Source organism: Salinimicrobium terrae DSM 17865 (assembly GCF_000424665.1).
GTDB lineage: Bacteria > Bacteroidota > Bacteroidia > Flavobacteriales > Flavobacteriaceae > Salinimicrobium > Salinimicrobium terrae.
In genome coordinates, this window is sequence record NZ_AUKI01000004.1 from 73,035 (window position 1) to 86,683 (window position 13,649).

A 13,649-nucleotide genomic window follows, 5' to 3' on the forward strand; every position below is an offset into this window, starting at 1 on the left:
CGGGGAAATTTTTATCTTTTTCCCTGAAAAATCTTCAGGAAATTCGCGGTCAAAAGTACCATTTTTGAAAGCTGCTGTTTAACAGTGTTTTATCTTCAGGAATTTCAGGATAAAGATTAAATGAAATACATTAGAGCAAGTAGAAAGATATTCTTTGGGAACAAAAAAAAATGAAAAGGAAGAAAAGAAGAAAGGTTCCGGCCTTAAATTATTTTTTAAGATCCTGTTTGGGATTGTAATCTTCATTTTCCTTTTATTACTCTTCATCCGCAGTCCCTGGGGGCAGGGGATTATTGTCGATAAACTGGTTGATTACATAACCGATAAAACAAATACAGTTGTAGAAGTCGATCGTCTTTTTATCACTTTCGACGGGGATATAAGTCTGGAAGGTCTTTATATGGAAGATAAAGAAGGAGATACCTTAATATATACCCGGGAACTTGAAGCCGATATTTCTCTAATGCCCCTTATAAAAGGAAATGGCTTTTATCTTAACAGCCTGGACTGGGACGGAGGGGTAGCCAATATCGACCGGACAGATACTATCCAGGGATTTAACTTTGATTTTCTTACCGAAGCTTTTGCAACAGCAGATACTACTGCGACCACTACACCCGCAGATACTGCTGCTTCGGCAATGGAAATTCGGCTCGGAGATATTAATATTTCCAATTTCAGACTCAGCTATGATGATAAATATTTGGGTATTGATACTAAAGTCGCCCTGGGCAGATTACTACTTGAGATGCAGGAATTTGAGCTTGACAGTATGCACTTTGAAGCTGGCGAAGCTCTTCTGGAAGATACCAGATTTAGATATGCTCAAACAAAACCGGCTCCCAATACACCCCGGGAAGATACTATCCCATTGCCCTTTTTGGCAGTGGAAAACCTGGAACTGAATAATGTGGAAGGATCCTACACTTCTGTTCCCGATGGGATAGTGGCCGATATTGATATACAGGATCTTCTTTTAGAACTACCCGCTGCCGATCTGGAAAATACTATTCTAAAAATTGACAGACTTGCCTTGAATGATTCAAAGATCTACTTACAAACAAAAACGACAGCTGTAGCTCAAGCCGAGCAGGATACCATATCAACTTCTGGAGGAACCCAGGGATTTCAATGGCCGGAATGGCAGGTGAAGGCTTCAGATGTTGTTCTGGAAGATAACAGCTTTAGATATCGCGTCGATGACAGCAGTCCTACATCCGGGAGCTTCAATCCTGAAGCTGTAGGACTGCAAGACCTGGATCTTAGAATTCCGCAGCTCTTGTTGGCCGATCAATCTCTTAGAGCCGAAGTAGAAGCTCTTAATTTTAAAGAAACTTCAGGCTTGAATTTGAAGAAAACCGAATTCGTTGTTAGCATAAATGAAGAAAGAATGCTGCTGGAGGATTTGCTGCTTAGGTTAAATGACAATATGATAGAAGGAAGTTTGGTCATAGATTATCAATCTCTTGATTCTTTTATAGAAAATCCTGAAAATGCTACAGTTGACCTGAACCTGCCCGAATTTAATGTGGATTTACAGGACTTGTACAGGTTTCAACCAGACTTGCGGCAGAACGAATATATTGCTGAACTTTCCAAAAAGAGCGTCTCGGGAAGTCTTTACGCCAGCGGGGAATTATCTGAAATATCTATAGAACGTGCAAATGTGAACTGGGGCAATACTGCTCTTTCGGCCACCTCGGGTACTATTTATAATGCCACAGATCCCGAAAACCTTCGATTTGATCTCCCACAATTGAAATTTAACTCCGCCCGGGGCGACATTCGTCCTTTTATCAAACAACTGGATCTTGGAATTCAGCTTCCGGAAAATATTAATTTATCAGGAAGTTTCAGTGGGTCGGCTGATGATATTTCAATTGATGCTATCCTCAATTCTTCCGCAGGGAAAATAAATATTGATGGCCGTTTTGTTACCGCTCCCGGTATTGCATTTAATGCCGATATAAAGGTGACAGAACTGGAATTGGGGCAACTTCTTCAAAATGAAACTTTAGGACCTATAAGTTTAGATGTACAGGCGGCAGGCTCGGGAGATACTGTAAATGAGCTTGATGCGATGGTGGAGGGGAATATTTCCAGTTTTACTTATAATGATTATCAGTTCGAGGATATTGAGCTTTATGTAGAACTTGAAGATGGTGAAGGTTTTGCAAATGTTGATTACAAAGATGAAAACTTAAATATGGAGCTTGAAACCTTCGTGGAACTGGATTCCATCGCTCCCAAAGTTGCCCTGAATCTTAACCTCATAGGCGCCGATCTTCAGGCACTCGGTTTTACCAGCAGGCAAATCAATACGGGGCTCGATCTCAGGGCCACCTTCGAGGGTAATGCCGAAAATTTCGATATGGTTGGTTCAATTAACGAAGGGGTTTTCGTCTATGATAATGAAACTTACCTCCTGGGAACAGTCGATCTCCTGGCCCATGTAAGGCCGGACACTACTTCAATTGATGTTGACAATCGCATGCTCGACCTTCGCTTGAGTTCCAATGCCGGCCCTATGGATTTTATAAATGCTCTGGACAGGCATTATCAAAGCTACTACGATGGTGGACGTTTGGATACAGTGCAAAATCCTGTCAATATAGAATTACGTGCAGAAGTTAGCCCTTCCCCCATTTTAGAGGAAGTTTTTCTTCCGCAGTTGGAAGAAATGGATACTTTAAAGGTAAGAGTAGATTTTGCTGAGAGTACCAAGCAACTTGCTGCTCAGGTAAGTTTGCCGTACCTACATTACTTTGGAAGCGAAATTGACAGCCTACAGTTCAATATGGATTCAAACAGAGAACAGCTCACGTTTGATCTTGGTCTGGAACGTCTCAATGTTGGACCACTTGCAATTAAGGAAACCATTCTTGAAGGGGAACTGGTGAATGAAGAACTATTCCTGGATTTTACCTCAAATTATGAGGACGAACGGCTAATGCACATAAGTTCCTTAACTACAAAAGAAGATGATGTGCTCAGGATTCACATAAATCCTGAGGATCTTATACTCAATTCGGAACCCTGGGATATAGATCCGGAAAATGCGATTTTGATCGGTGAGAATGAATGGAATTTTAACCAATTTCTGTTAACCCGCAATAATCAAATGCTCCAGGCTTCGAATGACGTGGATGGAATAGCCAGTGAACACATTGGAATAGAATTCGAGAATTTTAGCCTTGCGTCAATATTTGCGTACCTCAATCCTGAAGAGGTGCTTGCCGCAGGAAATGTAAATGGTAGCTTTGTAATTGAGGAGCCTTTCGGTAGTACAGGTCTTATTGCTGATTTGTTAATCAACGAATTTGGCGTATTGGGAGTGCAGCTGGGAGAACTTTCTCTAGATGCTAACAGTATAGGCGTAGATTCCTATAACATGGACCTCGCCCTACGAGGGAATGCAGATCTTGATCTCACAGGCACCTATGTAGCTACAAATCAGACAGCAAATCTCGATCTACAACTAATTCTCAACGAAATAAGGATGGAAGTAGTTGAAGCGTTTGCAGATGAAGCCATAAGTGCGACCAGCGGCAGTTTTTCGGGAGAAGTGTCGGTTACAGGTACCACCTTAGATCCTCAATATGAGGGAAACATACATTTTAATAACGCAGCTTTTACAGTTGCTGCCTTAGGAGCACCTTTTGAATTTCCAGATGAAGATTTGAGGATCAACAACGATGGAGTCTACCTTGAAAATTTTGTGATCCAGGATTTGAATAATAACGAACTTATACTGGACGGGGCAGTACTTACAGAGACTTATCTCAATCCAGAATTTGATTTGAGCTTTAATGCTGAAAATTTTACAGCTGTAGATTCCCAGGAGGGGGCCAATGAACTTTTTTATGGAAAAGCAGTTGTTGATATCACCGGTTCCCTAACGGGTGATCTTGAGTTGCCTGTTGTAGAAATGGATCTTACTGTAGGAGAAGAAACAAATTTAACCTATATTATTCCTGAAGCAAATGTTGAACTTGAGGAGCGGGAGGGAGTTGTAGTTTTTGTGAACAGGGAAAATCCAAACCGAATCCTTACCCAAACTGAAGCAGAGGAAGATGCTGTTTCTTTCTCGGGCTTTAAAATGAATTCTTATATCTCTGTAGAGGAAAATGCAACCTTTACGGTTATTATTGATGAAGAAACAGGGGATAACTTCCGGGGAACTGGTGACGGCGACCTTCTTTTTGATATTTATCCTAATGGAAGAACCACAATGTCCGGACGGCTTGAACTGCAGGACGGCCATTATGAGTTGAGCCTGTACAACCTGGTGACCAGGAGATTCGATATTTTGCCGGGTAGTAGTATCGTATGGGCGGGTGACCCACTTGATGCCGACCTTAATATTACTGCTTCTTATAGTGTGGAAACGTCTGCTTCGGCTCTAATGGCTCCCCAAATTACGGGATCAGATATGGATGTTCGGCAAAGATATCGACAGGAGCTGGAATTCCTTGTTTACCTCAGGATAGGAGGGGAAATCAATGCACCCAGTATATCTTTCGGACTCGATATGCCAGAAGATGCACAGGGATCTCTTGGTGGTCAGGTTTACGGAAGAGTACAGCAATTAAATCAACAGGAAAACGAACTTAATAAGCAGGTATTCTCGCTACTGGTCCTCAACAGGTTCTTTCCCGATTCGGGAAGTGACGGTGCCAGTGGAGGTACACTTTCATTCGCCAGGGACAATTTAAACGAAGCAATTTCAGACCAGTTGAATGTATATTCAGATAGATTATTAGGGGAGACCGGTGTGGATCTGAATTTTGGTCTCGATTCTTATACCGATTACCAGGGAACAAGTCCGGAAGAACGCACACAGCTTGATATTACGGCTCAAAAAGAGCTTTTTAACGATCGTCTCATTGTAAGCGTAGGCAGTGAGGTTGACCTGCAGGGAAGTAGTCAGGTTGAGGAAAGCTCTCCTGTTATTGGGAATGTTAGCCTGGAATATCTCCTCACAGAGGATGGCCAGTTTAGACTTGAAGCTTTCCGAAGAAGGAGTTATGAGAATGTCATTGATGGCCAGTTGATAGTGAGTGGTCTTGCTCTTATTTTTACCCAGGAATTTAATAGGTTCCGGGAGCTTTGGGAGCAAATAATAGGGGAAGAGGAAAAAGATGAACAGTCGAACCAAACAGAACCTGAAAAAACTGAACAATAGCATGTCAAAAAGAGGATTTTTAGGACTTATTATATTTTTGGCCGTTATACTTCTGCAGGCCTGCAACGTCAAAAAGTTCATTCCTGAAGACAAACTGTTGTACACCGGGGCAGATCTTGAACTAAACTCCGAAGATGAAATTGCAAATAAGGATGATCTCAAAGATCAACTTCAAACCTTAATAACCCCCGATCCTAATGCAAAGTTTCTAGGAACCCGCTGGGGACTTTATTTTCACTATAAAGCACAGAAGGAAAATCCCGGATTTATTAATAAGTTTCTGGGTAAAAAATTTGGTGAGGAGCCGGTTTATCTTTCAGATGTTGACCCATACCACACCGAAGAGCTAATAAAAAACCGACTGGAAAACAGAGGTTATTTTTATAGTACTGTGGATTTCTCGATAGAAGAAAATAGGGATGCAAAACTGGCATCTGTTCAATACTTTGCGACACTTCCCGAAGAACCCTATGTCGTGGAGAAATATCGAATGGATAATGATTCTCTTAGGATCTACAAAGAAATTAAAGAAACTCTTTCAGAATCTTTAATAGAGGAAGGTGATCCTTTTAGTCTGCCCCTGCTAAAGTTTGAAAGAGAGCGAATAGATAATGCTTTAAAAGAACGAGGCTACTACAATTTTAGTAACAATTTCTTGATTTTTGAAGCTGATACTAACCAATATGACCGGAAAAAATTTGATCTTTTCCTGCGCCTGAAGAAACAGGTGCCGGAGGAAGCGATAAAACCATATATTATTAAACGGGTAAACATTTATCCTAATTATAGTGTGGGTACAGATTCTGTCGATACAGACAGTGTTCGGTACAATGGAAGGAATTACATCCAGGATGATGTTTTTTTCAAGCCAGAAAAGCTGGATCCTTTTATCTTAATCGAAGAAGGGGAGCTATATAGCCCAAAAGAATCTGCTCTAACCAGCAGACGAATTACCTCTTTGGGCACTTATAAATTTGTAAATCTAAGATATGATGTTCTGGATTCTCTCTCTACAGATAGCCTTGGCTACCTTGAAGCCAATATTTACCTGTCACCCTTAAATAAAAGAGCTATTCGTGCAGAATTACAGGCCGTTACTAAATCCAATAGTTTTGCAGGCCCCCACCTGGCACTAACTTACACTAACCGGAACCTTTTTCATGGTGGGGAGATATTGAAGCTTACTGGTAAAGTAGGATACGAAAAGCAAATTTCGGCTGACACCGATGTTGGGAATACGAGTCTGCTCCTAGGATTAAACTCAGATTTTATCATTCCCAGAATGGTGTTTCCTATAATTGAAATAAAAAGCAACTGGTTTGACTATTCTATTCCTAAGACCAAGATTAGCGCAGGATTTGAATATCTTAATCGTACTAACCTGTTCAGTCTCTTTTCTGTATCGGGTAGCTTTGGATACATTTGGAAAGCTAACAGGTACATTACTCACGAACTCAATCCATTCTCGGTAGATTATGTGCAGGTAGGAAATGAATCAGATAGATTTAAAGCAATCCTGGAAGAAAATACTTTTCTCGCACGTAGTTTTGAACAGCAATTTATAGCAGGACTCACTTACTCCTTTATCTACAACGGAATGGTGGATGCCACCGATACTCACCAATTTTTCTTAAATGCCAACTTTGACATAGCAGGAAATGCATTGGATGCCATGAGCGGCGGCGAAACTCCGAAAAGGTTCCTGGGCCTTAGATTTGCACAATTCGCAAAAGCCGATGCAGATTTCCGATATCATTTTAAATTGAGTCCGGAGCAAACCATTGCAACCAGGTTTTTTGCAGGATTAAGTGTACCCTATGGCAATTCTGATGTGATGCCTTTTAGTCGCCAATATTTTGCCGGAGGACCATACAGTATTCGGGCTTTCAATATCCGCTCTCTTGGTCCGGGAGCCTATGAGCCCGATGAGAATCTTTCCTATTACGACCAAATGGGAAATATAAGATTAGAGGCTAACGTCGAGTATCGTTTTCCGATCTTTCAGATCTTAAAAGGAGCTGTTTTTGCAGATGCCGGAAATGTTTGGAATACTGAAAGAAATCTTCCTCCAGGTACAAATTTGACCGATCAACAAAGAGAAATAATTGAAAAAGGTACTTTTGAGTCAGATTTTTTGAACGAGGTAGCAGTGGGGGCAGGAGTAGGGCTAAGAATTGATATTCAAAGCTTTGTTATAAGGTTCGATCTTGCAGCACCATTGCGTATTCCCTGGCTGGAAGAGGGAGAGCGCTGGGATCCCAGGCCAACAGAACCTGTATTTAACTTCGCGATTGGATATCCTTTCTAATGTTTAATGTTGTTCCTTGGGTCCAAAACAGAGATCTCCGGCATCTCCCAGACCGGGAACTATATAACCTCTTTCGTCCAGCTCTTGATCAATAGTAGCTACCCAAAGATGGGAATTCTCGGGAAAATTTTCCTCCAGAAGTTTAATTCCTTCTTTTGCAGCAATGACCGAAACTAAATGGATTTCTTTTGGTGTTCCCATTTGTTCCAAAGCCTGTAACACATTTACAAAAGACCGACCCGTGGCCAGCATAGGATCTGCAAGAATTAATGTTTTGCCCTCCAGAGAAGGAGATGCCAGATATTCAACTATAATTTCAAATTGAGCATCGTCATTAGGATGGTGACGATATGCAGAAATGAAAGAGTTATCTGCTGCGTCGAAATAATTAAGTAAGCCGTTATGAAGTGGTAAGCCTGCCCTCAAAATGGAGCAAATAACCAGTTCCTCCTTGTGTAACGGTACATTTGCGGTACCAAGAGGAGTCTGTACCTCTACATTTTTGAAACTTAGCTTTTTACTCAATTCATACCCCAGGATCTCACCCAGCCTTTCGATATTTCTTCGGAAGCGAAGTCTGTCGCTTTGAATATTTACATTCCGAAGTTGAGAAATAAATGTATTGGCAATTGAATTTTTATCGAGTAGATGGTGGACGTGCATAAATTTCAAGTATCTAAAGGATCCCAAAGTTAAAAATTTTTGTGCTAAATCCTTTTATTTTCAAAGGTTTCAAAAAAGATGATTTTACAGACAAAATTTTTACAGGCCTATTCCAGATTTTTTTTTAATTCCCTTAATCCGTTTTTGAAACTGAATTTATCCTTGACCGATTTAAATTATTTTTATTGTATATTTATTTACTTATTTAATTGCTTTACAATAAGTTAAGATTAAAATAAGTGTTTAAAATGACTGAAAAAGAGAAGTTTTTAAGAGACGTAAACAGGGCTTACGCAGAAGGGGATGAAAAATTCTTTATGGAGCATATTACAGACGATATTTGCTGGACAATAGTAGGGGAGAAGGATATTTCGGGAAGAGCGGAGTTTAAAGAGGTCTTAGACCAGATGAAAGAGATGCCGGCCGTTGAAATTGAGGTCGAAAATGTCTTTTTCAATGATACTCACGGGATTGTGGAAGGAGTGGTTGTAAGCAGAAACAGGCTGGGGCAAAAGAAGCATTTCGGCTTCTGCGATATTTATAAATTTGCAGAGGGGGAGACCCTGGGAATTTCGGCGATCACCTCCTATGTTATCGACATAAGCCGACATATACGGTATAGAGAAAACTGCTAGTAAAATCCTTTGGACCAAATACTTAAAACGAAAAGCAAACATCTTTTAAGACCTTAAAACTTAACTTTTTTAGGGAAACCTTGTCTTATAAATCCGCCTTGAATGAAAAAAGCCACCAAAAAGGTGACTTTTTTATATTTCTTTTTTACTTCTGGTCCCTGGTCTTATCGGAAGGATCTTTATATTTCTCGGCCTTTTCTCCTTTATATACTGTTTCTGTTTGCGATTCAATATTGTCATTAGAATTCGCCGATTCTTTTGGTCTTCTTTGTTTCTCCACATCTTGTGGCTTATTGGTAGTAGGATTAAATTTCCGGTCAACTTCCCCGGGAATATCCAGATCTGCACCTGCATAGTCAATTGGCTCATCCCTGTCTTTAAAATAATCCCCTTTCTTCTGGTCCTGGCTCTGGTTATTTAATGTCGCCTTGTCTTCGGGAGTAATATCAGAATTGTATTTCTGGTTATTATCCCGATTCATATCTTCCTTGTTGTTCTTTGGTTGTTCTTCTTTCTTAGTCATGGTTTTGTTTTATTTTAAATTACAGATTATCTTATATTTACCCCATCTTTAGCGGTTAAATTGCAGTTAAAATTTTAGCTGCCTTTTTAAAATTGCTTCAGAAAGCATTTTGGTTGAATTTTTGATATAAATGCTGTAGAATATACTGGTGATGAAAAATTTATTTCTATTTATTTTCTGCCTTACCTTTTATACAATTCAGGCTCAGGTTGATAACCCAACAGCTCCCGTAAAAGCTCCTGGGGAACTTATGGCCCCAAAAACCGGAAGCGAATCTTCCTCCTTTTTAAAATCTAAGGGGAACCATAGTTTATCTTCCAAAAAAGGCATTTTAAGTTCAGAAAGTGAACCATTAAAACTGGGGGAGAAAGAAGAGAAATCCTTCAGTATGAGAACAGATGAAAATGGTCTCATGACTTTCAAAGGGAAAGATTTTACTCCTAAGGCATTTACAAAAGATAAAGAGGCCCGGGAAGAATTCCGCAGAGACCAGTATTTAGGGGATTTCAAAACTACCGGAGTATTTGTTGAATTATACTGTCGTGATCATGAGTATATTGATGGTGACAAAGTAAAAATCACGGTGAACGGAATAGTAATTAACAGGAACATGTCTCTTGGTGCTACTTTTACACCAATAATGGTTAAACTTGACAGTGGCCTGAACAATATAGAATTTGAGGCTCTTAACCAGGGTACATCCGGTCCAAATACTGCTGAACTCAGGGTTTATGATGATCAGGGTAGAGAAGTAATTCGAAAGGAGTGGAACCTCTTAACGGGTTCAACTGCGAATCTTGTTGTAGTTAAACAATAACTTTTTAAAGATTTCCCTGAAACAGGTTATAAATATTAAACCCAAACAAGATAAGGATCGTGATTAGTGCGAGAACAGTGGGTAAAGGAATATTGTTCGCATTGAGCCGAATGTAAAAAGGCGGTTTTTCATTCTCTTCATTTCTCTTTTTGTGTCTCAAATTGAGTAGGGCAACATTCACCATTCCAAAAACTATAAAAATAAAAATGTTACTAATGCTCGCAACTACCTGTAGTTTTCCAATGAGCCCAAATCCTATAGCTACCAGACTTATAGCAATGATAGCATAATTTGGGGCATTGCCAATTCCCGAGATAGTCGTGAATTTTTTAAGCCAGGCTTTGTTACTGTCTCTTGCTACGTCGTAGAGCAATCTCGATGTTCCCAGGATATTACTCAAAATTGTTTTACTGGTTGCAAACAGGGCAATAAACACAAGGGAAGTCGCACCCCAGGCACCTAACTTTGCTTCAATTACTGCAGCCAAAGGTCCATTGGAATTTGACAGCTGCTTCCAGTCCAGCACACTCACTGCACTTATCGCTATTAAAACATAAATTATGAGCACTATTATACCACTCATAATAACTGCTTTAGGCATATTTACTTTAGGATTTTTAGTTTCTTCCGCCATTTTTACAAGATCTTCAAAACCTATATAACTAAAAAAGATTAGTGCTCCCCCGGCAAAAAGTCCTGTCCAGCCATCATCATTTGTCTCAAAAAGGGGAGTGGTGCCAAATTCAGGAATACTAACAACTACAACTGCTGCCAATCCTATTAAAATGACTATCGTGGCAAAACCATTATAATATGAGCTATATTTTGCACCTATAATATTAAAAAATCCCATTAACAGGATAATTCCTATTACGATGATATAATTAGGAAGATCAATTAATCTACTCAAATAATCTGCAAAACTTATAGCTATTGCTGCAGCAGCTACGATTCCTGTAAACACAATAAAAATTGACATTCCATAAGCTGTCTTTTTCCCAAGCCCCTGCTTCATGTATTCAAAACTTCCGCCTGAGTCGGGATAACGGCTCACGAATTCGGCGTAGGAGAGACCTGTAAGTAAAGCTACAGTTGCTGCGATTACGAAACTTACCCACAGCATGTTCCCGCTAAGTCCGGCTGCCTGTCCTATTATAGCGTAAATACCTGCCCCTACAACCCCTCCAACTCCAAACATAAGTACATCCCAAAATCCTAAACTTCTTTTGAGTTCTTTTTTTCCCATGTATGTCTTATATTTTCTGGTTCTGCTTAATATAAATTATACATAAGATTTTACGTACAAGTTTAACAGGAACTAAAGAAAAACCTAACAATTTTTAAGCTGAATCATTAATGGTACAAGGCTTCATCAGAGAAAGAGGTAACTATTTTTCCTCCAGACTTTTTTGTAAATTGTCTGGAAATACCAACTACTATGAAAAAAGTACTTATTGCAATAGATTATAATCCTGTTTCTCAGAAAGTTGCCGAACAGGGATATGAACTGGCAAAAAACCTTAATGCCGAAGTATGTCTTATCCATGTACTGGATGATGTTGGCTTTTATGGAGCCCAGTTTCCAACATTCATGGGATACGATGGGTATTCTGGAATGGGGCCAGACATGAACGTTGCTATGGAAATGAGGGATATAGCCGAAGAATTTATGGATAAAGCCAAACAACATCTACGGGATGAAAATGTAAAGACACACCTGGCAGAAGGAGATACAGCTAAAACAATAATTAGTTATGCGGAAGAATGGGGAGCCAGTTTGCTTGTAATGGGCACCCACAGCCACTCAGTCCTGGAGAAACTCTTACTTGGCACAGTAGCCGAAAAGATCCTGGAAAAAACAAAGATCCCTGTGTATCTTGTTCCAGTAAAAAAATGATTTTGTGACTGTATTCTATCCAAAAATGAAGTTTTTAGGTCTGAATTATAAACTAAAAATAAAAGCTAAAAAATTGGTTATCAGGCATTAGTCTTTTGCTCATAAAACAAAAATAAATCATAACTTTGCACTCTTAGTGTAAGTCTTTATTATTTTAGGTAAAACTTCTTTTATATTTTTTCCCGAAATTCTTTTTGAACTTCAACTAAAAACTTTATATTCATTTAAAACCCAATTAATTCGCTAATGGCAAAATCGCAACAGACGTACAACAAGATTGAAAAAGAAAAAAAGCGCTTAAAAAAGCGTGAAGAAAAGCAGAAGAAGAAGGAAGAAAGAAAGGCAAGTGGGGATTCTGTCTCTGAATTTGCTTATGTAGATGAATTTGGCAATTTGAGCGATACTCCGCCAGATCCTTCACAAAAAATCGAGGTTGACGCTGAAAGTATTGAAATAGGAATTCCCAAGAAAGAGGATTCGGAAGAAGAAAATGACTTTAGCAAGGAGGGAAAAGTTTCCTTTTTTGATCACTCCAAAGGCTTCGGCTTTATTCTGGATAGTACCAGTCAGGAAAAGTATTTTGTGCATGTCACCGGACTTATAGATGAGATCGAGGAGAATGACAAAGTTACTTTTGAGCTGGAAAAAGGTCCCAGAGGAATGAATGCGGTGAGAGTAAAAAAGATCTAAAAATTCTTCTTTTATGTAAATAAAAAAAGAAGAAGCCGTCTCATTTACCAAAATGAGGCGTCTTCTTCTTTTGTCGATTTCTGTTGTGTTTTCTGCTTCTTTACCTGTTGAAAAAGTAAAGATTGAGTGATTTTAGGCACTCTTCTTCCTAATATTATGCGCCAGGGCATGTAATCCGAACTCTAATTCCACTTTATCCAGTCCACGGTGGGTAAATCTTTTAAAGTTTCGATTGTGTTTGACATGAGCAAAGACCGGTTCCACATCTGCGGTTCGTTTTTTTAGTTTGGCTTGACCTATCTCCGATAAAAGATCCTCCCGTGCCTTTTGTTTGTAGTATTCCAGAGTATGATTTCGCTCTACAACCCGTTCATTCTTACCTTTAAAACAGACGCTTTTAGTAGAACAACCTGTGCAATTCTTTGCCCTATACTTGCTGTAGGTTTGCTTATAACCTGATTTTGTGATTTTCTTCCCTTGAGATATTTTATCCATTCGTTGCCCCATCGGACACACGTAATAATCCTCCTCCTTGTTGTAATGTAGCTGATCGCGATGGAAGGCAGAAGCGTTTTTCTTCTTCTTGCTCTCTGTTTTATTCTGTTCCTGGTCAAAGGTGTTGAACTTCACGTAGGCATTGATACCCTTGTTTGATAGTAACTCATAATTTTCCTGGCTTCCGTAACCGGCATCAGCAGTAAGAGATTCCGGAAGACTTTGGTATAAGTACTGGTAGCTCTCCAAATGTGGTTTTAGAGTATGGAGGTCATTGGTTTGTTGGTGAAGGGTGTAATTTACAATGAACTGATCTTCTGAACTGATCTGAACATTATACCCCGGTTTAAGTTGCCCATTTTGCATATGATCGTCCTTCATCCGCATGAAGATGGCATCAGGATCTGTTTTGCTATAACTATTTCGACCGGCAAGG

At 39.6% G+C, this 13,649-nt stretch carries 10 protein-coding genes; 6 read left to right on the forward strand and 4 right to left on the reverse strand.

Translation table 11 applies throughout. The annotated features are described in order from the left end of the window. The first annotated feature begins 154 nt into the window (after positions 1–154). Both H148_RS17030 and tamL read left to right on the forward strand, forming a co-directional pair. Complete coding sequence (locus H148_RS17030; RefSeq protein ID WP_051286118.1) at positions 155–5,185, forward strand: translocation/assembly module TamB domain-containing protein; 5,031 nt, start codon at positions 155–157, stop codon at positions 5,183–5,185. A 1-nt stretch (position 5,186) separates the two neighbouring features. Then, complete coding sequence (tamL, locus tag H148_RS0101900) at positions 5,187–7,493, forward strand: translocation and assembly module lipoprotein TamL (protein WP_029033288.1); 2,307 nt, start codon at positions 5,187–5,189, stop codon at positions 7,491–7,493. 3 nt (positions 7,494–7,496) lie between these two features. Here tamL and upp read toward each other — a convergent pair whose 3' ends face one another. Next, positions 7,497–8,156 carry a uracil phosphoribosyltransferase gene (upp, locus tag H148_RS0101905; RefSeq protein WP_029033289.1) on the reverse strand — a complete coding sequence of 220 codons (660 nt, stop codon included), beginning with the start codon at positions 8,154–8,156 and terminating at the stop codon, positions 7,497–7,499. Positions 8,157–8,404: 248 nt separating this feature from the next. On the opposite strand from upp, the gene H148_RS0101910 reads away from it, so the two are divergent. Next, positions 8,405–8,791, forward strand: a complete 387-nt coding sequence (locus tag H148_RS0101910; protein ID WP_029033290.1) for a nuclear transport factor 2 family protein — start codon at positions 8,405–8,407, stop codon at positions 8,789–8,791. A 145-nt stretch (positions 8,792–8,936) separates the two neighbouring features. On the opposite strand, the gene H148_RS17035 is transcribed toward H148_RS0101910, so the two are convergent. Beyond that, positions 8,937–9,314: a hypothetical protein gene (locus H148_RS17035; RefSeq protein ID WP_037324500.1), complete on the reverse strand. Its 378-nt coding sequence runs from the start codon at positions 9,312–9,314 to the stop codon at positions 8,937–8,939. 151 nt (positions 9,315–9,465) lie between these two features. Between H148_RS17035 and H148_RS0101920 the strand changes: the two genes are divergently transcribed. Then, positions 9,466–10,131, forward strand: coding sequence for a hypothetical protein (locus tag H148_RS0101920; RefSeq protein ID WP_029033291.1), 666 nt, complete (start codon positions 9,466–9,468; stop codon positions 10,129–10,131). Between the two features lie 4 nt (positions 10,132–10,135). Here H148_RS0101920 and H148_RS17040 read toward each other — a convergent pair whose 3' ends face one another. Then, complete coding sequence (locus H148_RS17040; protein WP_051286120.1) at positions 10,136–11,377, reverse strand: APC family permease; 1,242 nt, start codon at positions 11,375–11,377, stop codon at positions 10,136–10,138. A gap of 192 nt (positions 11,378–11,569) precedes the next feature. Here H148_RS17040 and H148_RS0101930 point away from each other — a divergent pair, with 192 nt between their 5' ends. Beyond that, positions 11,570–12,028 carry a universal stress protein gene (locus H148_RS0101930; RefSeq protein ID WP_029033292.1) on the forward strand — a complete coding sequence of 153 codons (459 nt, stop codon included), beginning with the start codon at positions 11,570–11,572 and terminating at the stop codon, positions 12,026–12,028. A gap of 246 nt (positions 12,029–12,274) precedes the next feature. After that, on the forward strand, positions 12,275–12,718 hold the full coding sequence (locus tag H148_RS0101935; protein ID WP_029033293.1) for a cold-shock protein: 444 nt from the start codon (positions 12,275–12,277) through the stop codon (positions 12,716–12,718). Between the two features lie 132 nt (positions 12,719–12,850). Here the strand turns inward: H148_RS0101935 and H148_RS0101940 are convergent. After that, positions 12,851–13,649: transposase (locus H148_RS0101940; RefSeq protein WP_029033294.1), on the reverse strand; the 799-nt coding region annotated here is incomplete at its 5' end.